The organism is Enterobacter cloacae complex sp. FDA-CDC-AR_0164 (assembly GCF_003071645.1).
Classification (GTDB): Bacteria; Pseudomonadota; Gammaproteobacteria; order Enterobacterales; family Enterobacteriaceae; genus Enterobacter; species Enterobacter ludwigii.
The window spans coordinates 3,834,929-3,858,383 of sequence record NZ_CP028950.1 but is presented as its reverse complement, the minus strand read 5'-3'; the positions used below and the strand labels follow the sequence as shown (position 1 = coordinate 3,858,383).

22 protein-coding genes are annotated in these 23,455 nt (G+C 56.3%); 13 read left to right on the top strand and 9 right to left on the bottom strand.

All coding sequences use genetic code 11. The features are described from left to right. Positions 1–26: 26 nt before the first annotated feature. From AM410_RS19070 to AM410_RS19045, 6 genes are all read right to left on the bottom strand, one after another. Entirely contained in the window at positions 27–1,433 is a 1,407-nt protein-coding gene (locus AM410_RS19070) for a sucrose-6-phosphate hydrolase (protein ID WP_108648235.1), read from the bottom strand. Beyond that, positions 1,433–2,803 carry a sucrose-specific PTS transporter subunit IIBC gene (locus AM410_RS19065; RefSeq protein ID WP_014170153.1) on the bottom strand — a complete coding sequence of 457 codons (1,371 nt, stop codon included), beginning with the start codon at positions 2,801–2,803 and terminating at the stop codon, positions 1,433–1,435. The genes AM410_RS19070 and AM410_RS19065 overlap by 1 nt, the downstream gene beginning before the upstream one ends. Before the next feature lie 67 nt (positions 2,804–2,870). Then, on the bottom strand, positions 2,871–4,388 hold the full coding sequence (locus AM410_RS19060; RefSeq protein WP_108648233.1) for a carbohydrate porin: 1,518 nt from the start codon (positions 4,386–4,388) through the stop codon (positions 2,871–2,873). Between the two features lie 173 nt (positions 4,389–4,561). Further along, positions 4,562–5,467, bottom strand: a complete 906-nt coding sequence (locus tag AM410_RS19055) for an aminoimidazole riboside kinase (protein WP_108648231.1) — start codon at positions 5,465–5,467, stop codon at positions 4,562–4,564. Positions 5,468–5,556: 89 nt separating this feature from the next. Then, entirely contained in the window at positions 5,557–6,768 is a 1,212-nt protein-coding gene (locus AM410_RS19050) for a diguanylate phosphodiesterase (RefSeq protein WP_040019032.1), read from the bottom strand. Between the two features lie 93 nt (positions 6,769–6,861). Next, positions 6,862–8,343, bottom strand: coding sequence for an alpha/beta hydrolase (locus AM410_RS19045; RefSeq protein WP_108648229.1), 1,482 nt, complete (start codon positions 8,341–8,343; stop codon positions 6,862–6,864). A 266-nt stretch (positions 8,344–8,609) separates the two neighbouring features. On the opposite strand from AM410_RS19045, the gene AM410_RS19040 reads away from it, so the two are divergent. The 7 genes from AM410_RS19040 to AM410_RS19010 are packed head-to-tail and all read left to right on the top strand — an operon-like array spanning position 8,610 to position 15,447. Continuing rightward, on the top strand, positions 8,610–9,464 hold the full coding sequence (locus tag AM410_RS19040; RefSeq protein WP_014170158.1) for a MurR/RpiR family transcriptional regulator: 855 nt from the start codon (positions 8,610–8,612) through the stop codon (positions 9,462–9,464). Positions 9,465–9,476: 12 nt separating this feature from the next. After that, on the top strand, positions 9,477–10,052 hold the full coding sequence (gene ddpX / locus AM410_RS19035) for a D-alanyl-D-alanine dipeptidase (RefSeq protein WP_014170160.1): 576 nt from the start codon (positions 9,477–9,479) through the stop codon (positions 10,050–10,052). A gap of 15 nt (positions 10,053–10,067) precedes the next feature. Continuing rightward, positions 10,068–11,600 (top strand): ABC transporter substrate-binding protein, encoded by a 1,533-nt coding sequence (locus AM410_RS19030; protein ID WP_108648227.1) that lies wholly within the window; start codon positions 10,068–10,070, stop codon positions 11,598–11,600. A 23-nt stretch (positions 11,601–11,623) separates the two neighbouring features. Further along, positions 11,624–12,646, top strand: a complete 1,023-nt coding sequence (locus AM410_RS19025; protein ID WP_014170162.1) for an ABC transporter permease — start codon at positions 11,624–11,626, stop codon at positions 12,644–12,646. Beyond that, positions 12,643–13,539, top strand: a complete 897-nt coding sequence (ddpC, locus tag AM410_RS19020; protein WP_020884090.1) for a D,D-dipeptide ABC transporter permease — start codon at positions 12,643–12,645, stop codon at positions 13,537–13,539. The genes AM410_RS19025 and ddpC overlap by 4 nt, the downstream gene beginning before the upstream one ends. Next, entirely contained in the window at positions 13,536–14,522 is a 987-nt protein-coding gene (locus AM410_RS19015) for an ABC transporter ATP-binding protein (RefSeq protein ID WP_108648225.1), read from the top strand. Before ddpC ends, AM410_RS19015 begins: the two co-directional genes overlap by 4 nt. Continuing rightward, entirely contained in the window at positions 14,515–15,447 is a 933-nt protein-coding gene (locus tag AM410_RS19010) for an oligopeptide/dipeptide ABC transporter ATP-binding protein (RefSeq protein WP_063156450.1), read from the top strand. The genes AM410_RS19015 and AM410_RS19010 overlap by 8 nt, the downstream gene beginning before the upstream one ends. Positions 15,448–15,473: 26 nt before the next feature. Here the strand turns inward: AM410_RS19010 and AM410_RS19005 are convergent, their stop codons facing one another. After that, positions 15,474–16,223: an SDR family NAD(P)-dependent oxidoreductase gene (locus AM410_RS19005; RefSeq protein ID WP_020884087.1), complete on the bottom strand. Its 750-nt coding sequence runs from the start codon at positions 16,221–16,223 to the stop codon at positions 15,474–15,476. A gap of 153 nt (positions 16,224–16,376) precedes the next feature. On the opposite strand from AM410_RS19005, the gene AM410_RS19000 reads away from it, so the two are divergent. After that, positions 16,377–17,282, top strand: coding sequence for a LysR family transcriptional regulator (locus AM410_RS19000; RefSeq protein WP_108648223.1), 906 nt, complete (start codon positions 16,377–16,379; stop codon positions 17,280–17,282). 23 nt (positions 17,283–17,305) lie between these two features. Here AM410_RS19000 and AM410_RS18995 read toward each other — a convergent pair whose 3' ends face one another. Then, complete coding sequence (locus AM410_RS18995) at positions 17,306–17,734, bottom strand: OsmC family protein (protein WP_108648221.1); 429 nt, start codon at positions 17,732–17,734, stop codon at positions 17,306–17,308. Positions 17,735–17,861: 127 nt separating this feature from the next. On the opposite strand from AM410_RS18995, the gene AM410_RS18990 reads away from it, so the two are divergent. Further along, positions 17,862–18,821: a hypothetical protein gene (locus AM410_RS18990; protein WP_047356455.1), complete on the top strand. Its 960-nt coding sequence runs from the start codon at positions 17,862–17,864 to the stop codon at positions 18,819–18,821. Between the two features lie 23 nt (positions 18,822–18,844). Here the strand turns inward: AM410_RS18990 and AM410_RS18985 are convergent, their stop codons facing one another. Beyond that, positions 18,845–19,720 (bottom strand): LysR family transcriptional regulator, encoded by an 876-nt coding sequence (locus tag AM410_RS18985; protein ID WP_020884082.1) that lies wholly within the window; start codon positions 19,718–19,720, stop codon positions 18,845–18,847. 111 nt (positions 19,721–19,831) lie between these two features. Here AM410_RS18985 and AM410_RS18980 point away from each other — a divergent pair, with 111 nt between their 5' ends. The 4 genes from AM410_RS18980 to AM410_RS18965 all read left to right on the top strand — a co-directional run bounded on the left by AM410_RS18980 (position 19,832) and on the right by AM410_RS18965 (position 23,238). Further along, positions 19,832–20,683, top strand: coding sequence for a Vmh family MBL fold metallo-hydrolase (locus tag AM410_RS18980; protein ID WP_108648612.1), 852 nt, complete (start codon positions 19,832–19,834; stop codon positions 20,681–20,683). A gap of 232 nt (positions 20,684–20,915) precedes the next feature. Then, positions 20,916–21,131: a biofilm-dependent modulation protein gene (gene bdm / locus AM410_RS18975; RefSeq protein ID WP_020884080.1), complete on the top strand. Its 216-nt coding sequence runs from the start codon at positions 20,916–20,918 to the stop codon at positions 21,129–21,131. Positions 21,132–21,226: 95 nt separating this feature from the next. Further along, positions 21,227–21,364: a stationary-phase-induced ribosome-associated protein gene (sra, locus tag AM410_RS18970; RefSeq protein WP_013096533.1), complete on the top strand. Its 138-nt coding sequence runs from the start codon at positions 21,227–21,229 to the stop codon at positions 21,362–21,364. Between the two features lie 176 nt (positions 21,365–21,540). Beyond that, on the top strand, positions 21,541–23,238 hold the full coding sequence (locus AM410_RS18965) for an NAD-dependent malic enzyme (RefSeq protein WP_020884079.1): 1,698 nt from the start codon (positions 21,541–21,543) through the stop codon (positions 23,236–23,238). Positions 23,239–23,455 lie beyond the last annotated feature (217 nt).

Genomic DNA, 23,455 nt, shown 5'->3' with positions numbered 1-23,455 from the left:
ACGACTTAGATCCGGCTGCCAAAACCCTATTCTACCATGCAGCCGCGCAGCGACCAGTAGCGTAATGTGATGTCGGACCCACCTTCGAATCGCACCCGTGCCGGATGGTCAGGAAAATAGCGGCTGCTCATCACCCCTTCGCCATGATTGATGAAAATTTCAACGCTGGAGCTGTCACACAGGACGCGTAAATGATGAACGTCGCCCCGCCAGTAACGGGTCAATGTTTCCCCGGTTTTCAGGCTGGCGCGTTCCAGACGCAACCCGCTGTCCTCGACAATAAGGCGCAACGCACCGGCGAAATCCACGGTTACTGAAGATGAGGTGAGCTCGAACTCAAGGCGCGTCGCATCAAGAGCCGGGGCATCGCTGGCGTTACCCTGCCAGCAACATTCCTCTTCGCGCAGTGCGTGCAGTTCGCGCACCGGCGTCTGCCACAGTTTGCCCTCACGGAAGTGTAATTCTCGCGGGCAGGTCATCTGATGGATCCACCCCTGCGCCCGTGTGGGCTGAAGCATCTCTTCTCCGTCCGGCACGCCCATCCATCCAATCAGGATCCGCCGTCCGTCTTCCGCCACCGTGGTTTGGGGAGCATAGAACTCGAAACCGGCGTCCAGCTCGTGCAACTCGCCATGTTCAAACAAAGCGCGGGTATGGTCGAACGCCCCGCTCATCCACGTGGCCGGATAGGTATTGAGATAGCGATGCGGTTCGCGCGCCAGCCCCTGCGGGCAGCAGATCAGTACGTGTGTCCCGTCGAGGGCAAACAGGTCCGGGCACTCCCACATGTATCCCGCCTCGGTCAGGCCGTTCACGCCATGACCGGCAATCTCTCCGCAAGACGCCCAGTGGTGCAAATCGGCAGATGTGAACAGCAGCACCTTGCCGCGTTTTTGCAGATCCTGCGCCCCCAGTACCATGTACCATACCCCGTCGTGCTGCCACACTTTCGGGTCACGCACGTGGCCGGTGTAGCCTTCCGGCAGCGCAAGAACCGGACCGAGTTTTTTGAACGTACCGTCAGCCTGTTGCGTGGCAAGGCACTGCCAGGCGGTGCGGCTGCCATCATCAAATTTCACGTTGCCGGTATAACACAACGTCAGGACACCGTTGTTATCGACGGCGCTGCCGGAATAGCAGCCGTTGCGGTCATACTCCTCATCGGGCATCAGCGCCATCGGTTCGTGCTGCCAGTGCACCAGGTCTGCGGAACTCCAGTGGCCCCAGCACTTATAGCGATGGTCGCAATCCAGCGGGTTCCACTGATAGAACAGGTGGTAACGCCCGGCAAACCAGATAAACCCGTTAGGATCGTTCATCAGTCCCGTCACCGGTGCCGGATGCCATTGCGGATAATGGCTGTCGGCGTACGCACGCGGCTGGCCTTTCATGACAGCCTGCAGGATTGCAGGCCAGCGGGAAGGTAACGTCATTATTCAGAATCCGTTTTATATTTCAGCAGCAGCGAGACGGTAAACGCCACGCCGAAGGCAATCACCATGCCGATAATATAGTTGAGCAGCGAGCTTGCCTGCACGATCGCCATGCCCGGGATGGCAGTCAGCCCGACGGCGGTCATATAAACATGCACCGAGACCACCCACGCCCCGCCTGCCGCACCGCCAATCAGCGCGGCGATAAACGGTTTCACGAAACGCAGGTTGATACCAAATATTGCCGCTTCGGTAATACCCAGCATGGCCGAAAACGCGGACGGTAACGTAATGGCTTTAATTTTTGCGTCTTTGGTTTTAAACCAGACCGCCAGACAGGCTCCCCCCTGCGCCACGTTGGCCATCGCCCAGATAGGCAGCAGGAAGTTAACGCCAATCGACGGATTCCCCAGTAACCCGGCTTCAATGGCATGGAAACTGTGGTGAATACCGGTGATAACGATAACCGAGTAAAGCCCGCCAAATAACAGCCCGGCCAGCCAGCCCGCATGGGCGATCAGGGTGCTCAGAACAAAGGAAATGCCATCCCCTAACGCACGCCCGGCCGGGCCAATGATCAGCAAGGCAATAAAGCCGGAGAGAATAACGGTGAGGAACGGCGTCAGGATCAGATCTAACGCATCCGGAATAATACGGCGCAGGTTTTTCTCCACGATACTCATAAACCAGACGGCCAGCAGCACCGGGAACACCGTTCCCTGATAGCCAATCATGGCAATCTCAAGACCGAAGAAGTTCATGGTGTGGAAGCCAGACGCCACGCCCCAGGCGTTAGTCAACGCCGGGTGCGTCAGAATGCCGCCGAGGGTCGCCCCCAGATAAGGGTTACCGCCAAATTCACGCGCGGCCGTGAAGCCAATCAGGATCGGCAGAATGATAAACGCCGCTGAACTGCACATATCCAGCATGATATAGAGCGCGTTATCGGCATTGACCCAGCCGTAGGTTTTGACCATCCCGAGCAGGCCCATCAGTAAACCGGAGGCCACAATCGCAGGAATGATCGGCACAAAGATGTTTGAGAGCAGTCGGGCAATGCGCTGGAACGGGTTCAGCTTGCGTGCCGCCATGTCGGCCGCTTCGGACTTGCTGGATTCGCTAATCCCTGCCGCCTGGATAAACGCGGCGTAGACCTTGTTAACCACCCCCGTACCAAAAATCACCTGCATCTGCCCGGCGTTGCGAAAACAGCCTTTAACTCCGTCAACCTTGCCGATGGCCTGCTGGTCGGCAAGCGTGTCGTCGACCAGCACCAGTCGAAGACGCGTTGCGCAGTGCGCCGCACTGGCGATGTTCTCTTTGCCACCGAGCAGCGGAATGAGCGCGCGGGCGATATTATCAAAATCCATAGATACCTCTGCCTGACTGTATTTTTATGATGTGAAAAACGCTCCCGCACTGCGGGAGCGTAAAAGGTTAAAACCAGGTTTCCATCTGTACCCCAAAGTTCCATTCCCCGCCGGCGTTGAAACCGCTGCTGCCAAAGGCATCATCGCTGGCGTAATTATCCAGTTTGCTGCTCCAGTCCATCCAGGTGGCGAACAGACGCAACTCAGGACGGCTGAAGAAATCGCCGATCTTGCCCGCTTTTAACGTTGGGGCAAAGGTCAGTTTGTAGAAACTTCCGTTGACGGCGTTTCGGTCTTTATACCCTTCCGGGTTTAAATCCATGTACTGATAGCTGCCCTCAAACGCCAGGGCGAAATTCTGCGTGACCTCTTTAATCAGGCGGGTATTGAGCGTGACCCACTCATAGCTGTCGCCTTTGACATAGCGGTCTTTACTACTCTGGGCCAGAACGGCAGGCGCGATATGCCAGCCGCCACCAAGAGGCGTGACACCGTAACTTGCAAAGCGCCAGGTATCGGCTTCAGACAGCAATGCGCCATCGGAACCGATGCTCTTCACCTCTGCCCCCAGCCCGTGGCCGTACAGCAGCGCCGTTTTGGCAGAACCTTCGCGCAGGCCGTAGAAACTTTCATTGTGCAATCCGACCAGGGCATGGACGCCATTGTTGGCGGCGTCGGTTTTTATCAGATCGCCATTGCTGTCTTTGCGGTCGTCGTTGTCTTTTGCCCGCAGGCCGCTCACCATCAGCTGGAACGGCCCGGCGAAGTGGTTCATGCTCAGGATGTAGTTTTGAACGTTATTGTCGATTTGCTCTTCGCTGCCGAAGTTACGCCCGTAAAGAGAGAAGTTGCTGCGCAGCGATTCATTCCATTTCACGTCATACACGCCACCACCGGTACCGGCCAGGAACACCACATCGGAGTCCAGCCAGTGAATATCAAAGTTATCCCGGTCAAAGCGTTTACCGGCCCAGAAGGTACTGCCCTTCAGCGCGCCGGTAAAATCAGGCAGATTGCCCAGTTCAGCAAACGCCTGACGAATATTGAGATCGCTGGTGTCAGCGGACCAGTCGTTATAGGTTTTCTGACCATCCGCCAGCATAGCCTTGAAGCGCGTGGTCGCCCCGTTATCCAGGGTCTGTTTGTGTTCCACATTCAGCTCAACGTAGGTATCGGCTTCATTCCCCAGACGCCCGACCGCACCACCGGTTTCCCCGGCTGGCGTCAGATAAGGGCCGCTTTTACTGCTCGACGCCGCATCGTTCATCAGCAGGCCAGAACGGGCATAGCCATGAAACTCAAACCCACTGCTCTGATCGGCTTTCTTCTCCAGGGCGGCGGTACGCTGCGCCACTTGCTGGGTTGTTGTTTGCGCCTGCTGCTGGGCAGTCACCAACTGCTGCGTTTTTTGTTCTGCGTCGGTGGCGCGTTTCTCTGCAACCTGCGCGCGGGTTTCCGCAGCCTGAAGACGCTGCTCCAGAGCAGCAAGACGCGCTTCGATATTCGTCATATCCGTTTGGGCAAAAACAGAGGTACTCCCGGCCAGCATGCCTATCATCACGGCAAGTCTGCGTTTTTTATACATTTTGTCGCATCCCTAAAAGAAGTCATTGAAAGTGCTAAATTGCTAAACCGGTTTAGGTTGATGATACTAAACCTGCCAATTTTGGATCGGCAATCTTTTTTGCTAAACCGATTTAGTAAGTGTGATCGAGGCGACAATTCAGGCCGCCGACAGACGGCCCGTTGCGGGAGGAATTACAGTTGCGGGTGATAAGGCAGCGCGGTCATCGCCCCTTTAGCCGTGGTGGCTAACGCGCCGCAGCGCTGGGCTAATGCGATCACGCGTGGAAGATCGTGGCTGTCGATACTCCCAGCGAAAGCCAGTCCATAAAGCAGTCCCGCCACGAAGGCATCACCTGCGCCCGTGGTGTCCACGCATTCAACGGGGGTTGCCGGATAATGCTTTACCGTTCCGTCATGCCAGGCGATGACCCCGTCTTTGCCCTGAGTGACCAGCACCAGCCGGGCCGGACAGCGGCGCATCAGCGCGGTCAGCCCTTTCGTGACCCCAAGGTCAGCGGTTAAAAAAGCCAGTTCTTCGACGGAGAGTTTGACGACGTCAGCGCATTGCAGCGCCTGTTCAAGACAGCGGCGCAGGTCGTCCTCATCCGGCCAGAGATCCGGGCGGATATTGGGGTCGAAACTGACATAACCCCCCGCTTCCCTGACCGCGTTCATGGCCTGAAACGTTGCAGAACGGCTCGGCTCAGCGCTCAGGGCAATGGAACAGACATGCAGCCACTCTCCTGCGCTAAAGGGCGGCAGGTCGGCTGACGCCAGAAACAGATCGGCGCTCGGGCGAACCATAAAGGTGAACGAACGTTCGCCCTGTTCGTCCAGATCCACGACCACGGTTGACGTGCGGTGTGCCGGGTCGAGGCGCATCCAGTTTACGTCAACCTCCTCGTCAGCCAGCGTTTTATGCATAAAGCGACCGAAAGGATCGTCGCCGACCCTGCCGATAAAGGCGCTTTTCCCGCCCAGACGGGCAATACCGACCGCTACGTTCGCCGGCGCGCCGCCGGGGCATTGCAGCAACCGGCCTTCTCCCTCCGGTAATAAATCCACTACCGCATCGCCAAGTACCCAGATTTTTTGCATGTGATCCTCTCAGCTAAACAATGTTAAACCGTTTTAGCTATTTAAGCACAGGCAGGACGAAGGGGAAATAATACGGAAGGAAAATTGGCTTAACGCACCAGGTGTGGCCAGCTAATATCGCCTACGCCATTCAGCGCTGGACGGGCAAACAGAAAGCCCTGAAAACGTCGGATCCCGGCAGATTCAAGCCAGCACCACTCTTCCAGCTTCTCGATGCCTTCCGCCACCAGGGTGATTTCAAGGTCGGTGCAGCAGCTGACTATCGAGCGCACAATCGCCTGTTTTGGCCCACTGAGATGAATATTGCTGACAATTTCGCGGTCAATTTTAATTTTATCCGGCTGGAATCGGGTCAGCAATGAAAGCCCGGCGTAACCGGAACCGAAATCATCGATCGCCAGGCCAATACCTTCAGCACGCAGGTGTTTAATGGCGCTATTGAACTTGTTGAACCCGGAAATCATCTCGTTTTCGGTCACTTCAATGACCACCTGCTCCGGCTGAAGCCCATGTTGTTTAATCTGTTCAACCAGAAACTCCACGGCGCCAGGCACTTTCACCAGCGACATCGGGAGAAGATTTACCGCGATTTTATGGCTCCCGATCCCCAGTTTATCGGCCAGCGCAAAAGCCCAGGCCTTGGTCTGGAGATCGACTTCATAGATTTTATCCTGATCAAGGCGGCTGAAAAAATGCTCCGGGCTTCCCCCGTCATTACCGCGGATAAGGGCTTCAAGTGAACTGATTTTCCCTTCCAGCGGTTCGACGATGGGCTGGAGGGCGAACTGGCAGGTTTGTTTGTCCAGCAGACCCAGACTCTCGCCAAACGGCGATTTCTCAGGCGAGAGCGTCCATTTCTCCGGGGCAAAACGCGCCCCCGACGGGGCCGGACGTTTGCCGGTAATAAACGTCTGAATAAATTTGAACACCCGATCATCAGATGTCAGATAACTGTCCAGTTTGCTGTAGTGCAGTACCGACTGCAGAACGTCTTTCGGCGACTGGTTCTGCAGGTCAAACAGCAGCATACCGACATTCTCAAAACGTCTGCGGGGGCCGTAATCCCGCATAAGCTCAACCACGCCGCTGTGCCGCTTATCCTCACGGATCTTCTGAAACAGCCTTACCACACTCTCTTCCGAGCCTTCGAGGAGTTGCAGGACATCATCTCCTTTTGAAAGAAGAACGCCGGTAATATTCAACCCGGCATTGCGCGTCCTGGCCTGTTCAACCAGCGCCTGGAGTTCGGCGGATCGGCAGGATAAATTCAACTGGCTGCGGTAAATAAGAGTAGTCAGCACAAAAACGTGTTCCGATAAGAGGTATGCGTTGGACATTACTGTTTAACATACTTCATCTGCGCGACCTAACAGATTAACCCCTTGCGGGAGAGGCTACTTTTTCTCATCCCCGATGCGTTTGTCAATCCTCTCCTGCATGTAGGCATAAAACGGGTTCGACGTCACCCGCATTAACGCGTCTTTGCCTACGCTCAGCACGGAGGTTTCCCCCCACAGCGCAATCGTGCCGAGGCTAATGCCATAGCGGTTTTTCTCCGCAGGATGTCGGCCATAGAGATCGTCATCAGGCGGGAACGGCACGGCGACATGCGACAGTGAATAGACCTCCTGCGGCCAGGACATCGCCAGCGGTACCGCGGTCTCATCGGTGCCTCCCGCCGGGGTTATTTTCGCCACCGCGGCGAAACTGTCCGCGCTGGCATTGGTAATAATCGTGACACCGTAACGCCTTTTCGCCACAGGCAGTAACTCAGAGGTCGCCGCCCACGACGACGGTTTAAAGAGAGGACGGAAGCTGGCGGCCTGATTGATATCAAATACAACCAGCTCGCTGCCGTTCGCCGGAAGCTGGTCAAATAAGCCGGTGACCACGGCGCGGGTGCTGACCGTTGAATCCATTACCGACTGGAATGCGAGTACCGGTGGCAGCTGGTCCAGTCTGTGCTCCCGGGCATCCCGCCCCATCTGCTCCTGCAGGGCCTGGGTCAAGAGCCATGACTGGCGCGCCGCATTGACCGGGAAGGAGTTGTATTTATACGGGTTATATTCCGGCGAGATGTTTAACCATGCCGCTTTGGCAAACGGCGGTAACATCGCCGGCAATCCGGCCAATCCTGCAAACCGGGCGAACGCCGTGACGCCAATCATTGGCGAGAGCAGGATGAGCTGTTGCGGTTTGCGAAGCGCAGGCGTGTCCAGCGCATCAAGGGCATATTTCATCGCCAGCGCCCCACCGTTGGAATAACCCACCAGATGCAGGGGAACGTTGTCTCCCGCCAGCCGCGTGGCTTCACGCACAGCAAGGCGCGTCGCCGCCAGCCACCTTTCCCAGTCAACGTCGGTCAGCGCGCCGGGCGCGGTGCCGTGCCCGGGCAGGCGTGGGACCACCGCCACAAAACCGTGCTGCTGATAATCACGGGCAAGATGCCGGACACTGTAAGGCGAATCTGTTAGCCCGTGCAGCAACACCACCGCGCCGCGTGGCGTTCCGGCAGGCATCAGCACCAAGGAGCGGTTGGCATCGGGTGCAAATTTACCGGGCCAAACCAGGCTCTGACGGTAGTAGCGGTTTAACGGCGTGCGCTCCTCACCCTGGGTTTTGCGCGTTACCGCGTTATCCAGACCGGTGAAAATGGCGTTTTCCCGGACGACATACTGGGCAAAATTCGCCTTATCGATCTCGCGAACGGACATCTCATCTGCCCGCCAGGTATGCCAGAGATGCAGTTCCGGCCCCTGCTGCGAGAGATAAACCCGAACCGCGAGCAGGACGATCAGTACCACTCCTGCGATCATCGCCATTTTCTTTGCGAGCGCCATCAGGCGCACGCTGATACGCCAGGGCAAGTTCGCCATGCCGGGATCCCTTTCATATTTACGTTGCCTCTATCTTATCAAAAATGTGAAGACGCTGACGTATTCACGAAATTCATACCTCCCCGCTCAGCCAGTGCACCAAAAGTGAACTACGCTGCACAAATGTTGATCATTGGTTAACTAAATATTGCATGAAGTTTGCAGCACAGCGGCGTCCCGTCGCTCTGTGGACATGGCACGCGTCATGCATTGTTAATCAAATAACACAAACCTGATGACTGACAGCCTGTTAACAGCGAGGCGGTATGACGACGAAACCCGAGGTGTTGAGCCGTATTGAAGCCACGTTCAGCCAACTGACCCCCAGCGAGAAGCGGGTGGCAAGCTGGCTGCTGGCGCATGCCGCACAGATCCCGTTTGAAACGGCTGAAAGCGTGGGTCTGGCGACCGGCACCAGCGGCATTACCGTGGGACGCTTTCTGCGAAAACTCGGCTACCGCAATCTGGAAGATGCCAAAAAGAGCCTGCGCGACCCGCATCAGCCCTGGGGTATGAACGAGCGGCTGGACTCCTGGCAGCAGCAGTCCCCTCTGCCCAACCGCCTTCAGCACTCTCTGTCGCTGGAGGTGGATGCCATCACCCAGGTTTATCAGCTGGCGCACACCGACGCATTCCGCCAGGTGGTTCATCAGCTTGCCCACGCCGATGCGGTTTTTGTGCTGGGGATCCAGTCGACACGCGGGATAGCCAACGCCTTCTTCAGTCATCTTGAGTACCTTCGCCCGCGCGTCAGCTATGCCGAAGGCGCGTCCGGCAGCTGGGTTGAATCCCTGAACTCCGGTTTCGCCCACCCCTACGTGGTGCTGACCGATACCCGCACCTATTCCACCATTGCGCGGCAGTACTGTCGGGTCGCGAGCGAAAAAGGTATTTCGCTGGCCCTGATCACCGATATCTGGTGCCCGTGGGCGCGGGATTACCCGCTTGATTTACTGCAGGTGAAAACCGAAACCGGCCATTTCTGGGATTCGCTGGCACCTGTGAGCTGTCTGTTCAACCTGCTGTTGTCAGGTGTCGTGGAAGCGCTGGGTGATGCCCTTCCACCGCGGCTGGCGGTAAACCGGCAATTACAACAAGAGTTTGGTCAATTCGAACGCTAAAGGAGCGGAGCTATGCCCCCAGAGAGTGAACTGATTGATGTGGCGAAGACCTTCCCTGCGCTGCATATCGATCTGAAATACGCCACAGCCGACAACATCACGGGCCGTCCGATTTATCAGGAGGCGCTGTGCCTGCTGCATACCGATGCGGCCACCGCGCTGGCGAAAGCCATCAGCATCGCCGCACTGGCCGGGCTGAAGCTGGTGGTCTACGACGCTTATCGCCCGCAGGAAGCGCAGGCTCAGTTGTGGGATGCCTGCCCGAACCCGGAATACGTGGTTGATGTGGCGATTGGTTCCAACCACAGCCGCGGGACGGCCATCGACGTTACGCTGATGGACGAACAGAACACCGTGCTGGATATGGGGGCCGGTTTTGACGAAATGCACGATCGCTCGCACGCCTGGCACCCGTCCGTGCCGCCGCACGCGCAGCGCAATCGCCTGCTGCTTAACGCCATCATGTCCGGTGGCGGCTTTGTGGGGATCAGCAGCGAATGGTGGCACTTCGAGCTGCCGAACGCGGCCAGCTATCCCCTGCTTGACGATCGTTTTGCCTGTTTCCCGTTGACGCACACCCCTCTTTAAAACTGGAGCACTGCCATGAAAACAACGCTTCTTACTACCCTGATCGCCGCCTCGCTGGCACTCAGCGCCCCGGTTGCGCTGGCTGCCGTCCCGAAAGATATGCTGGTGATCGGGAAAGCGGCCGACCCGCAAACGCTCGACCCGGCGGTGACCATTGATAACAACGACTGGACGGTGACCTACCCCGCCTATCAGCGTCTGGTGAAGTACAAGCCAGGCTCCACCGAGGTGGAGGGCGACCTGTCAACGGGCTGGAAGGCGTCAGCGGATCAGAAAGAGTGGACCTTTACCCTTACCGATAACGCGAAATTCGCCGATGGCACGCCGGTTACTGCCGAGGCGGTAAAACTCTCCTTTGAACGTCTGCTGAAGCTTAGCCAGGGGCCGTCTGAAGCGTTCCCGAAAGATCTCAAAATTGATGCGGTCGATCCGCACACGGTGAAATTCACCCTCAGCCAGCCGTTTGCCCCGTTCCTCTACACCCTGGCCAACGACGGTGCGTCGATCGTTAACCCGGCGGTGTTAAAAGCGAACGCTGCCGATGATGCACGCGGTTATTTAGCGCAAAACACCGCCGGGTCCGGACCATTCATGCTGAAAAGCTGGCAGAAAGGTCAGCAGCTGGTGCTCGTTCCGAACCCACACTGGGCGGGTGAGAAGCCGCACTTCAAGCGCGTTTCGGTGAAAATTATTGGTGAAAGCGCTTCACGCCGCCTGCAGCTTTCCCGTGGCGATCTGGATATCGCCGATTCACTGCCCGTCGATCAGCTTTCAGCCCTTAAGCAAGAAGGCAAAGTGGCGGTGGCGGAATATCCGTCCCTGCGCGTGACCTATCTTTATCTGAATAACAGCAAAGCCCCGCTCAATCAGGTGGATTTACGTCGGGCCGTCTCCTGGGCAACAGATTATCAGGGGATGGTGAAAGGCATCCTGAGCGGCAATGGTAAACAGATGCGCGGCCCGATACCGGACGGCATGTGGGGGTTTGACGCCACGGCAATGCAGTACAGCTTTGACGAGGCCAAAGCCAAAGCCGCGCTGGAGAAAGTCAAAGACAAGCCGACAAGCCTGACATTCCTCTATTCAGACAACGACCCCAACTGGGAGCCGATCGCCCTGTCCACGCAGGCGAGCCTCGGCAAGATCGGCATCAACGTGATGCTGGAAAAACTGGCTAACGCCACCATGCGCGATCGTGTCGGGAAAGGTGACTATGACATCGCTATTGGCAACTGGAGCCCGGACTTTGCCGACCCGTACATGTTCATGAACTACTGGTTTGAGTCGGACAAAAAAGGGTTGCCGGGTAACCGCTCGTTTTACGAGAACAAAGAGGTCGACACCCTGCTGAAGGCGGCCCTGAAAACCACCGATCAGGCGGAGCGTACCCACGATTATCAGCAGGCGCAGAAGGTGGTGATCGACGAGGCGGCCTACGTGTATCTGTTCCAGAAGAACTACCAGCTGGCGATGAACAAAGAGGTGAAAGGCTTCACCTTTAATCCAATGCTGGAGCAGGTCTTTAACATTGCCACCATGAGTAAATAACGGTTCTCGCCGGGGGAAAGTGTATGACGTTCTGGAGCATTGTGCGCCAGCGCTGCTGGGGGTTAATCCTGGTGGTGGCCGGTGTCTGTATCATCACCTTTATTATTTCACACCTGATCCCCGGCGATCCGGCCCGCCTGCTGGCCGGAGACCGCGCCAGCGACGACATTGTGCAAGGCATCCGCCAGCAGCTGGGGCTGGATCAACCGCTGTATATCCAGTTTGGTCGCTATGTGGATGCGCTGGCCCATGGCGATTTAGGCACCTCTATCCGCACCGGACGTCCGGTCGCGGAAGATTTGAAAGCCTTTTTCCCGGCCACCCTGGAGCTGGCTTTTTGTTCCCTGCTGCTGGCGCTGGTTATCGGCGTGCCGCTGGGGATTTTATCGGCGGTCTACCGTGACCGCTGGCTGGATCATCTGGTGCGGTTAATGGCGATGACGGGCATTTCAACGCCCGCATTCTGGCTTGGGTTGGGGGTGATTGTCCTCTTCTACGGGCATCTGCAACTTCTGCCGGGCGGCGGAAGGCTTGACGACTGGCTCGATCCACCGACGCGCGTTACTGGCTTTTATCTGGTGGATGCGCTGCTGGAAGGCAACGGGGAGGTCTTTTTCAATGCCCTGCAGCATCTGATTTTACCTTCAATGACGCTGGCATTTGTTCATCTTGGCATTGTAGCGCGTCAGGTCCGCTCGGCCATGCTGGAGCAGCTCAGTGAAGATTACATACGAACCGCACGCGCCAGCGGATTGCCCGGCTGGTACATCGTGCTGCGCTATGCCCTGCCCAATGCGATGATCCCGTCGATTACCGTGCTTGGACTGGCACTTGGCGATCTGCTGTATGGCGCAGTCCTCACCGAAACCGTCTTTGCCTGGCCGGGAATGGGCGCCTGGGTCGTCACCTCTATTCAGGCACTCGATTTCCCTGCCGTCATGGGCTTCGCGGTAGTGGTCTCACTGGCCTATGTGCTGGTTAATCTGGTGGTCGATCTGCTCTATCTGTGGGTTGACCCGCGAATCGGACGCGGAGGTGCCGAATGATGTTGACTCAGGAAACGCCCGTCCCGGTTAAAACAGCGAAAGCAGGCATCAACTGGGCAAAACTGTTCTGGATGCTGCGTAAAAGCCCCCTCACGCTGATTGGCGCCGCGATCATGATCCTGATGCTCCTGCTGATGGTGACATCACCGTGGATTGTGCCGCATGACCCCAATGCGCTGGATTTGACCGCGCGTCTGCAGGCTCCGTCTGCCGAACACTGGTTTGGCACCGATGAGGTCGGCCGCGATCTGTTCAGCCGGGTGCTCGCCGGCAGCCAGCAGTCGATCAGCGCGGGGCTGGCCGTCGTGGTGATTGCGGGCGGTATTGGCTCGCTGCTGGGCTGTTTGTCTGGTGTGCTGGGCGGGCGCGGCGACGCCATTATTATGCGCATTATGGACGTGATGCTCTCCATTCCCTCGCTGGTGCTGACCATGGCGCTGGCGGCGGCGCTGGGGCCGAGCCTGTTTAACGCAATGCTCGCCATCGCGATTGTACGTATTCCGTTTTACGTGCGTCTGGCACGCGGGCAAACCCTTGTCGTGCGCCAGTTTACCTATGTTCAGGCGGCCCGCACCTTCGGCGCATCACGCTGGCATTTAATCAGCTGGCATATTCTGCGCAACGCCCTCCCGCCGCTGATTGTGCAGGCTTCGCTGGATATTGGCAGCGCCATTCTGATGGCCGCCACGCTGGGCTTTATCGGTCTGGGCGCACAGCAACCCACCGCCGAATGGGGCGCGATGGTTGCCGTAGGGCGCAACTATGTACTTGACCAGTGGTGGTATTGCGCTTTTCCTGGCGCGGCCATTTTGATTACCGCCGTGGGCTTTAATCTTTTTGGTGACGGCATCCGCGACCTGCTGGATCCGAAATCAGGAGGGAAACAGTCATGACCGACTCGGTTTTAACCATCGAGGATTTACATCTGAGTTTCCCGATATACCGCGGTGAGGTTCATGCGCTGAACCACGTCTCGCTGGAGATTAAACGGGGTGAGATTGTCGGCGTAGTGGGCGAGTCGGGGTCGGGGAAGTCGGTTACCGCCATGCTCGCCATGCGCCTGTTGCCGGAAGGCAGCTACCGAATTCATCACGGTCAGGTGACATTGCTGGGAGAAGATGTTCTGACCGCATCGGAAAAACAGCTTCGCCAGTGGCGCGGGGCAAAAGTGGCGATGATTTTTCAGGAGCCCATGACCGCCCTGAACCCAACGCGGCGGATTGGTAAGCAAATGGTGGAGGTGATCCGCCAGCATCAGCCGCTCGACCGTCGCGCGGCGCAGCAAAAAGCGATTGCCCTGCTGGAGGAGATGCAAATCCCGGACGCAAAAGCGGTGATGGCGCGTTATCCGTTTGAACTGTCCGGCGGCATGCGTCAGCGAGTGATGATCGCCCTTGCCTTCTCCTGCGAGCCTGAACTTATCATCGCCGACGAGCCGACCACGGCGCTGGATGTAACCGTGCAGCTGCAGGTACTGCGTCTGCTGAAGCACAAGGCGCGGGCCAGCGGAACCTCGGTGCTGTTTATCAGCCACGATATGGCCGTGGTTTCCCAGCTCTGTGACCGGATGTATGTGATGTACGCGGGAAGCGTAATTGAGAGCGGTGCCACGCAAACGCTGATCCACCATCCCGTTCATCCCTACTCCATCGGTCTGTTGCAATGTGCACCTGAAAACGGTGCGCCGCGCGAGTTGCTTCCGGCCATTCCCGGCACGGTGCCTAATCTCAGCAAGCTTCCACAAGGCTGCGCGTTCCGCGAGCGCTGCTTTGCCGCCGGGACGAAATGCGGTGAGGCACCGCGCTTGCTTCCTAATGGTGCAGAGGGCCAGATGGCTGCCTGCTGGTACCCGCAACGGGAGAAACACCATGTCTGACATTTTGCTTGAACTGGATAGCGTGCATGTCAACTTTCCCGCGCGCAAAAACTGGCTGGGCCGCGTCACGGAACAGGTGCATGCCCTCAATGGGCTGGACCTGCAGATCCGTCGCGGCGAAACGCTGGGCATTGTTGGGGAATCCGGCTGCGGGAAAAGCACGCTGGCACAGCTATTGATGGGCATGCTCAGGCCCAGCACCGGCGACTATCAGCGGACGCATCACGCGGGCGGCATGCAGATGGTTTTTCAGGACCCGCTCTCCTCCCTCGACCCGCGTTTACCGGTGTGGCGCATCATCACCGAGCCGGTGTGGGTGCAAAAACGCAGCAGTGAACGTGAACGGCGCCAGCTGGCAGAGACGCTGGCGATGCAGGTGGGTATTCGTGCGGAATACCTTGACCGGCTACCGCATGCCTTTTCAGGCGGGCAGCGCCAGCGCATTGCTATCGCCCGGGCGCTGTCGTCCAATCCAGACATCATCGTGCTTGACGAACCCACCAGCGCGCTGGATATTTCCGTGCAGGCGCAAATCCTCAACCTGCTGGTAAAACTGCAGCAGGAACGGAACCTCACCTATGTGTTGATCTCACATAACGTCTCGGTAGTCAGACACATGAGCGATCGTGTGGCTGTGATGTATCTGGGCCAGATCGTGGAACTGGGAACCACCGATCAGGTGCTTGTCAGGCCGCGCCATCCCTATACCCGGCTGCTGCTTGATTCCGTCCCCAGAACCGGTGAACCGCTGGATGAAAACCTGGCGCTGCGTAAAACAGAGCTTCCTGGCAATCGTCACCTTCCCACCGGCTGTTTTTTCCGGGACCGCTGTCCGCAGGCAGCGCAAGGGTGCGAGCGTCCGCAGTCGCTACAGCCTTCAGTTGAGGGCTGTAGCGTGCGTTGCTGGCGCAATCTGAGCGAGTAGCCACGCAGGGTGGCGCTGTTTCACGTTTAAATTTGCGCCATTCCACCGTCGACAAACAGTTCGGTGGCGTTGATAAAGCTTGCTGCATCTGAGGCCAGAAACGCCACCGCTTTACCCACTTCCCCTGGCGCCCCTAAGCGCCCCAGCGGCACCTGGGCGGCCAGCGCGTCATATAGCCCCTGACGATGTTCTTCTGGCACCAGGTCACCCAGCCCTGGGGTTTTAATGGGCCCCGGGCTCACCACGTTGACGCGAATTCCGCGCCCCTGCAAATCCAGCGCCCACGAACGGGCAAAGTTGCGCACGGCGGCTTTACTGGCGCTGTATACGCTAAAGTTTGCGGTTCCTTTAATGGACACCGTGGATCCGGTCAGAATGATCGACGATCCGGCTGATAACAGCGGTAACGCTTTTTGCACGGTGAACAGTACACCGCGAACGTTGGTTGCAAAGATGCGGTCAAACTGCTCTTCAGTGATAGCGCCTAACGGCAGCATGTCGCCACCACCCGCATTGGCGAACAGAATATCCAGACGCCCTTCGTCTTTTGCAATCTGCGCATAGACTTTATCGAGGTCGGAAAGTTGAGAGACGTCCGCACGGATGCCGACCGCCGCGGTGGCAATTTGTGCAACGGCAGCGTCCAGCTCCGCCTGACGACGTCCGGTGATATAAACCTTCGCGCCCTGGGCCGCCAGTTCCTGCGCGGTGGCGAGACCGATACCTGTGCTACCGCCCGTAACCAGGGCAATTTTACCTGCGAGAGACGTATTCATACTATTCACCTTTAATCATGTTTTCAGGATGCCCGCAAAAACGGTTGAAGAGGTTTTCGCTTGCGTTGAATAAACTCTATCGGTTGCAGGATTAATGAAAAACGGGCAAAAATGAAAATCACTATTCACAGGTGGAAATAATCCGGAGTACGAATGGACCAGCTCATGGCAATGCGCGCATTTACGCGGGTGGTGGAAACCGGAAGTTTTACGCGTGCGGCTGATTCTCTGAATATGCCTATCGCCACCCTGAGCAAGCTGGTGAAATCGCTCGAAGCGCACCTGGAGATCCGGCTTTTACACCGCACGACACGACGGGTAGTCACCACACCGGAAGGTGCCGGGTACTATGAAAAAGCGCTCAGGGTGCTGATTGATATTGAAGATATCGATACGTCGTTTCGCGTTTCCCGCGCGACGCCGAAAGGCCATCTGCGCGTGGATGTGGGCGGTTCAACCGCGCGCGACGTGCTGATCCCCCTGCTCCCGGATTTTATGCAGCGTTACCCGGAAATACGCATCGACCTTGGCGTGGCCGACCGGCCCGTGGATTTGATCAGCGGTAACGTTGACTGCGTGATCCGCGGCGGCCCTCTGGACGACTCCTCCCTTATTGCCCGTCATCTGGGCAACGCCGAAATGATCACCTGCGCGACGTCCGATTATTTAAAACTTCATGGCGTACCGGCCTATCCGCGGGAACTGTGCAATGGCCATAAGCTGATTAGCTACCTTTCTCCCGTCACCGGTCGGGCCTTTCCGTTTCGCTTCAGGGAAAAGGGAGAAAAGCTGGAGATAAGCATTCCGCACTTCCTTGGGGTCAATGAAAGCAACGCTCATCTGGCGGCGGCGGTGGCAGGTTTAGGCATTATTCAGACGTTTCAGTATTCGGCAAAAAGGCATTTACAGGCGGGGGCGTTAACTGAAATTCTGAGTGACTGGCGACCTGACGCTTATCCGTTTCATGTGGTTTATCCGCAGAACCGGCATCTGACACATCGACTGAGAGTGTTTATCGCCTGGCTGGCAGAAGTGTTTCCTGCCGCGCTGAAGGGATAGCCGGGTGTTAACCCGGCTGGGGTTTAATTGAGCGTGTAATCCAGCGTGATATCCGCGTTCAGCAGCTGTGAAACCGGGCAGCCGGCTTTTGCTTTCTGAATAACACCATCGAACTGCTGAGGGTCAATGCCAGGGACAGTAACCTTGCTCTGCAGTGCGACCTTCGTAATGGCGAAACCGCCCTCTTTTTTATCCAGTGACACGTCGGCGGTGGTATCAATGGAATCGGCGGTGTAGCCTGCTTCACCCAGCATCAGCGACAGTGCCATCGAAAAACAGGCTGCGTGTGCGGCACCAATCAGTTCTTCCGGGTTGGTCCCTTTTTCGCCTTCAAAACGGGTGTTGAAGCCGTAAGGCTGTTGATTGAGAACGCCGCTCTCGGTAGAAACAGTTCCTTTTCCGCGTTTAATATCGCCAGACCAGTGTGCTGAACCGTGCTTATGAATTGTCATTCTTGCTCTCCTTTTGGCTTACAAAGGGTTAAGTATAGACCAGAGATCTGACGCGTCCTGGAACACAGAGTATTCTGGTTGGCGTTGATGCGATACATCACTTCGAACCATCAAAAGGGAAAGGCCTATGATGCTAAACACCAGGATTGTCGTGGCACTGACCACGCTCGCCGTGACGTTCCCCCTCTTTGCCAGCACGCCGGAGAATTTTATCTATACCAGCTCGGGCGACCTTGATGCCGCCGCCGCGCTTATCACCCGTCGTGATATCGGTGGCGCGCAGATCGTTTATAACTGGCGTGCACTGGAGCCTGAGAAAAACAGATATGACTTCTCATCCATAGAGCGAGATCTGGCGCGCCTGAAGGCCAGCAATAAAAAGCTGTTTATTCAAATTCAGGATCGCTTCTTCGAAAAAGATGCCCGGTATGTCCCTGATTATCTGATGGCAGACACGAAGTACAGCGGCGGTATTTCTCCGCAGTTTGACAACCCTGGTGAAGGGAAACCAACAGGTTCAGGCTGGGTAGCCCGGCAGTGGGATCCTGCCGTGCGTGAACGGTATCAGGCCTTACTGGCAGCCCTGGCGAAGCGTTTTGATGGCCAGGTTTATGGTGTGAACTTACCGGAAACCGCGATTGACCTTGATGAGAAAAAGCCGCCGACAGGATTTTCGTGCGACAACTATTTTGCCGGAGAAATGGAAAACCTCGCCTTTGCGCGAAAGGTTTTCACGCAATCCCATGTCGTACAATATGTGAACTTCTGGCCGTGTGAATGGAACAATGACCATAATTACATGGGGCGGCTGTTTGAATACGCCAGTGCCCATAATATCGGGCTTGGCGGACCGGATATTGTTCCCAACCGCAAGGCGCAAATGAAAAACGCCTATCCGTTCTTTAACCAGTATAAAAACAAACTGCCGCTGGTCGCCATGGCCGTTCAGGAGCCCACGCTCACCTACCGAAACCCGGCTACCGGCAAGCCCTTCACCAAAGATGAATTTGTTCAGTTCGCAGAAGCATATCTCGGCGCAGATATTATTTTCTGGAGCACGACGTCGCCCTGGCTGACGACGAAATAAGCCACAGGCTCACTGCGCGGGCATCAGTTCAGATGCCCTGCAATTTCATCAAGAAAGACGCGCAGGGCCGCAGGCTGATATTCCCGCGACTGGTAAATCCCGTGAATGGCGAGCGGCTTAGGCACTAAGTCTGTGAGCACCGGTACCAGCAGTCCTTGCTCGAGCGCCCCTTGCGCTTCGTGTTCGGGCAGCATTGCAATACCGCAATGTTTAACCGCCGCGTCCATCAACAACGACGAGATGCTGGCGCTAAGATTGCCGCTCACCGCGACGCTCACGCTTTCGCCTTCCAGCGTTACAAAATGCCAAGACTGACCCGCGAAGAAGCTGTAATGCAGACAATTGTGCTGCGCCAAATCCTCAGGCGTCACGGGCGTGCCGTGCTGCGCAAGATAGTCCGGCGAGGCGCAAAGCACCGAACGGCACTCGCCCAGCCTACGGGCAATCATCCCCGGCTCTGGGTTATCGGTAATACGCACGGCTACGTCAATACGCTCGCCCACCAGACTCACGGGATGGTTATTCACATCCAGTTCAATTCTGAGCTGCGGATAACGCGCCAGCAGCCCGGGCAGTACCGGCGCAATCATGTGCATGGCGGTAAAGTGCGCGCAGGCTACCCGTAAGGTGCCGGAAGGTAAATCTTTCTCCGACTGGCCTTCAATCTCCTGCGACAGTTGCGAAAGGGTACGCGTTTTCTGCAGTACCTTTTCCCCTGCTGCGGTCAGCGTCAGCTTGCGCGTTGAGCGATTCACCAGCCGGGTCCCCGCCCACTTCTCCATCTGCTCAAGATAACGGCTTACCATGGGCCGGGAAATGCCCAGCGCACGGGCTGCGGCACTCAAACTTCCCAGCTCGCAAATCCGGTTATAGACCTGTGCGGCAATAACGCGATCCATATAACGCTCCATTTGCTCGATTTATGAAACTAAGCATGTCTTGTTTCAGGAATTCTGGCAAATGTAGAGTTCGGTACAATAGGGTCTTTCCTGATAAAAAGAGACATGATGATGAAGCTCACTCGCCTTGCACTGCTATGCACCCTCTTCACGCCGGCGGTCTTCGCCGCACCGTTAACCATTGATACCTGGAACCCGCAGGAGAAAGGTATTTTTGCGGTCTCGTCGACGCTGGTGTCCGGCCCGAAAGAGGCCGTCCTGTTTGACGCGCAGTTCAGCGTGAAAGACGGTGAAGCACTGGTGGAGAAAATTCGCCGCAGCGGTAAAACCCTGAACAAGATTGTGATCACCTCCGGCGATCCGGACTTCTACTTTGGTTTGCAACCGCTGGTAAAAGCATTCCCGAATGCGAAAGTCGTGGCGACTCAGCAGGTGGTTGACCATATCAAGGCCACCAAAGATGCCAAGCTGGCCTTCTGGGGCCCACAGATGAAAGACGGCGCGCCATCAACGCTGATCGTTCCCCAGGTGCTGACCTCCACCACGTTTATGGTTGATGGTGAGAAAATCGATATTGAACAGCCAGACAGCTACGCGGCCTATGTCTGGATCCCGTCGGCGAAGACGATTCTTGGCGGCACGGGCGTTTCATGGGGCATCCATCTGTGGACGGCCGATACCCAGACCAGGGCGCGTCGCCAGCAGTGGCAGGACACGCTGGAAAACATGGCGGCGCACAAACCGGAGCGCGTGATCCCGGGTCACTATCTGGGGACGCCACCGTCAGGTACCGGCGCTATCGATTTTACCCGTGAATATCTGCAGCGGTTCGAGCAGACTCTGGCTAATCACAAAGATTCTGCTGGCGTCATTAGCGCCATGAAAAAAGCGTATCCGGGCCTGGCCGAAGAGAGCTCGCTGGAATTAAGTGCGAAAGTGAATACCGGCGAAATGAAATGGTAAATTAATCTCTGCTCCTGCTATTTTCTCGGATAGCAGGAGCGGCATCAAAATACCCCCCCCTCGTCCCCTATTATTATTTCTCCATTTCTAAAAGTGTCTAAAAGCATGCACTTATGTCATTTTTATTTCTAAGATGAATCTTAGACACAGCAAGGAAAATATTTGCCATTCTGTTTGTGAATTACATTTTTTGCGAGCCGTACCATTACACAGACAACGACACGGAGGCAGCATGTTTACTTATTACCCGGCAAATACTGCAGCAGCACAACCTGAACTCGTTAACGCGATAGCACAGGGTCTTCACGCCGAACACGGTGCTGTGACTGAAGATGACATTTTGATGGAACTGACCAAATGGGTGGAATCCACAGACAATGACATCCTCAGTGACATCTACCAACAGACCATTAACTACGTGGTCAGTGGACAGAATGCCTCTTTGTAAAAACCTGCTAAGCTGGATCTGCAACCTAAGGGGTTACATTTCGTTTGCGTAAGCAAACTTGTCCTTAAAACTATCAACAGGATTGAGGAGTAAAGATGAAATCGAACCGTCAGGCACGCCATATTCTGGGACTGAACTACAAGCTTTCTAACCAACGTAAAGTGGTGATTGAGGGCGACAGTGAAACGCAAGTCACCCATGCCACCGGCAGAAAACGCCACGCTGGCAAGTAAGTTCCAGTAAGAGATCCTGAACACCATCGGCAAAACCGATGGTGTTTTTGTTTATGTGTTGCGGTAATTAACATTTAGCTCCTTTATAATACCGCCTGACCGCACCCCACCGCACAGGCCAGAAAGATGACAAACAGCAGTGTCAGGGACGGATCTTCAAAAAAAGAGTGAGTGACATGGACAACAAACTGAAAAAACATCGTTCCTTATATATCCCTTATGCCGGTCCGGTTTTACTGGAATTCCCCCTGCTCAACAAAGGCAGCGCCTTCAGCATGGAAGAGCGCAGCAGCTTCAACCTGCTTGGTCTGCTGCCCGAAGTGGTGGAAACCATTGAAGAACAGGCTGAACGTGCGTGGATCCAGTATCAGGGTTTCAAGACTGAAATCGACAAGCACATCTACCTGCGTAACATTCAGGACACCAATGAAACCCTCTTCTATCGCCTGGTTCAGAACCACCTCGAAGAGATGATGCCGGTGATCTACACCCCAACGGTGGGTGCGGCGTGTGAACGTTTCTCTGAGATCTACCGTCGTTCCCGCGGCGTATTCATCTCTTATCAGAACCGCCACAATATGGACGATATTCTGCAGAACGTGCCGAACCACAACATCAAGGTCATTGTTGTGACTGACGGGGAACGTATTCTCGGCCTCGGGGATCAGGGTATTGGCGGAATGGGGATCCCAATCGGTAAGCTCTCCCTGTACACCGCTTGTGGAGGTATCAGCCCGGCGTACACCCTGCCGGTAGTGCTGGATGTGGGTACCAACAACCAGCAGCTGCTCAACGATCCGCTGTACATGGGCTGGCGTCATCCGCGCATTACCGACGATGAGTATTATCAGTTTGTTGATGATTTTATCCAGGCCGTTAAGGCACGCTGGCCGAACGTGCTGCTGCAGTTTGAAGACTTTGCGCAGAAGAACGCCATGCCGCTGCTGAACCGCTACCGCGATGACATCTGTTCATTCAACGACGACATTCAGGGCACCGCCGCCGTGACCGTTGGGACGCTGATCGCCGCCAGCCGTGCGGCAGGCAGCCAGTTGAGCTACCAGAAAATCGTCTTCCTGGGCGCAGGCTCTGCGGGCTGCGGTATTGCCGAGCAGATTATTGCTCAGACGCAGCGCGAGGGCTTGAGTGAAGAACTGGCCCGTTCCCGCGTCTATATGGTTGACCGTTTCGGCCTGCTGACCGACGGTATGCCTAACCTGCTGCCGTTCCAGACCCGACTGGTTCAGAAACGCGAGAACCTGAAAAACTGGGATACCGACAACGAGGTGCTCTCCCTGCTGGACGTGGTGCGCAACGTGAAGCCGGACATTCTTATCGGCGTTTCCGGGCAAACCGGTCTCTTCACCGAAGAGATTATTCGCGAAATGCACAAACACTGTGAACGCCCTATCGTGATGCCGCTCTCTAACCCGACTTCCCGTGTAGAAGCAACGCCGCAGGACATCATCGCCTGGACCGAAGGTAACGCACTGGTGGCAACCGGCAGTCCGTTCGACCCGGTGGTGTGGAAGGATAAAACCTATCCGATCGCGCAGTGCAACAACTCCTACATCTTCCCGGGGATTGGTCTGGGGGTTATCGCGTCCGGTGCGTCACGCATTACCGATGAAATGCTGATGTCAGCCAGCGAAACCCTGGCGAAACACTCACCGCTGGTGAATAACGGTGAAGGCCTGGTGTTGCCAGAGCTGAAAGACATTCATAAGGTGTCCCGCGCGATCGCTTTCGCAGTAGGCAAAATGGCACAGCAGCAAGGCGTGGCGGTGAAAACCTCCGCCGATGCGCTGCAGCAGGCCATTGACGACAACTTCTGGATGCCGGAATACCGCAGCTATCGCAGAACGTCTATCTAAAGAACAGGCCGGGTCAGGCAATCATGCCTCCCGGCCTGCCATTCTGCCCGCGCTTGCCGGGCCATAAAATCCCCGCTACACTGCCTTCATCCATTAACCTACTGAATATATAAGGAGGCCAATTATGCTGTACTGTGAAATTTTCAATGTTTCACATACATTTGGTGATCGCACCAGCTCAAGCGTTATCGGTATCGTGCTGCGATAACTTCTGCTT

What these genes read in the sequence shown, in the direction of transcription:
- AM410_RS19060 (WP_108648233.1), bottom strand. Translation starts at nt 4,388, where the DNA reads ATGTATAAAAAACGCAGACTTGCCGTGATGATAGGCATGCTGGCCGGG.
- AM410_RS19025 (WP_014170162.1), top strand. Translation starts at nt 11,624, where the DNA reads ATGACGTTCTGGAGCATTGTGCGCCAGCGCTGCTGGGGGTTAATCCTG.
- AM410_RS18965 (WP_020884079.1), top strand. Translation starts at nt 21,541, where the DNA reads ATGGACAACAAACTGAAAAAACATCGTTCCTTATATATCCCTTATGCC.
- sra (WP_013096533.1), top strand. Translation starts at nt 21,227, where the DNA reads ATGAAATCGAACCGTCAGGCACGCCATATTCTGGGACTGAACTACAAG.
- AM410_RS19005 (WP_020884087.1), bottom strand. Translation starts at nt 16,223, where the DNA reads ATGAATACGTCTCTCGCAGGTAAAATTGCCCTGGTTACGGGCGGTAGC.
- AM410_RS18985 (WP_020884082.1), bottom strand. Translation starts at nt 19,720, where the DNA reads ATGGATCGCGTTATTGCCGCACAGGTCTATAACCGGATTTGCGAGCTG.
- AM410_RS18995 (WP_108648221.1), bottom strand. Translation starts at nt 17,734, where the DNA reads ATGACAATTCATAAGCACGGTTCAGCACACTGGTCTGGCGATATTAAA.
- AM410_RS18990 (WP_047356455.1), top strand. Translation starts at nt 17,862, where the DNA reads ATGATGCTAAACACCAGGATTGTCGTGGCACTGACCACGCTCGCCGTG.
- AM410_RS19055 (WP_108648231.1), bottom strand. Translation starts at nt 5,467, where the DNA reads ATGCAAAAAATCTGGGTACTTGGCGATGCGGTAGTGGATTTATTACCG.
- AM410_RS19065 (WP_014170153.1), bottom strand. Translation starts at nt 2,803, where the DNA reads ATGGATTTTGATAATATCGCCCGCGCGCTCATTCCGCTGCTCGGTGGC.
- AM410_RS18980 (WP_108648612.1), top strand. Translation starts at nt 19,832, where the DNA reads ATGAAGCTCACTCGCCTTGCACTGCTATGCACCCTCTTCACGCCGGCG.
- AM410_RS19000 (WP_108648223.1), top strand. Translation starts at nt 16,377, where the DNA reads ATGGACCAGCTCATGGCAATGCGCGCATTTACGCGGGTGGTGGAAACC.
- AM410_RS19010 (WP_063156450.1), top strand. Translation starts at nt 14,515, where the DNA reads ATGTCTGACATTTTGCTTGAACTGGATAGCGTGCATGTCAACTTTCCC.
- AM410_RS19040 (WP_014170158.1), top strand. Translation starts at nt 8,610, where the DNA reads ATGACGACGAAACCCGAGGTGTTGAGCCGTATTGAAGCCACGTTCAGC.
- ddpC (WP_020884090.1), top strand. Translation starts at nt 12,643, where the DNA reads ATGATGTTGACTCAGGAAACGCCCGTCCCGGTTAAAACAGCGAAAGCA.
- ddpX (WP_014170160.1), top strand. Translation starts at nt 9,477, where the DNA reads ATGCCCCCAGAGAGTGAACTGATTGATGTGGCGAAGACCTTCCCTGCG.
- AM410_RS19030 (WP_108648227.1), top strand. Translation starts at nt 10,068, where the DNA reads ATGAAAACAACGCTTCTTACTACCCTGATCGCCGCCTCGCTGGCACTC.
- AM410_RS19045 (WP_108648229.1), bottom strand. Translation starts at nt 8,343, where the DNA reads ATGGCGAACTTGCCCTGGCGTATCAGCGTGCGCCTGATGGCGCTCGCA.
- AM410_RS19070 (WP_108648235.1), bottom strand. Translation starts at nt 1,433, where the DNA reads ATGACGTTACCTTCCCGCTGGCCTGCAATCCTGCAGGCTGTCATGAAA.
- AM410_RS19015 (WP_108648225.1), top strand. Translation starts at nt 13,536, where the DNA reads ATGACCGACTCGGTTTTAACCATCGAGGATTTACATCTGAGTTTCCCG.
- bdm (WP_020884080.1), top strand. Translation starts at nt 20,916, where the DNA reads ATGTTTACTTATTACCCGGCAAATACTGCAGCAGCACAACCTGAACTC.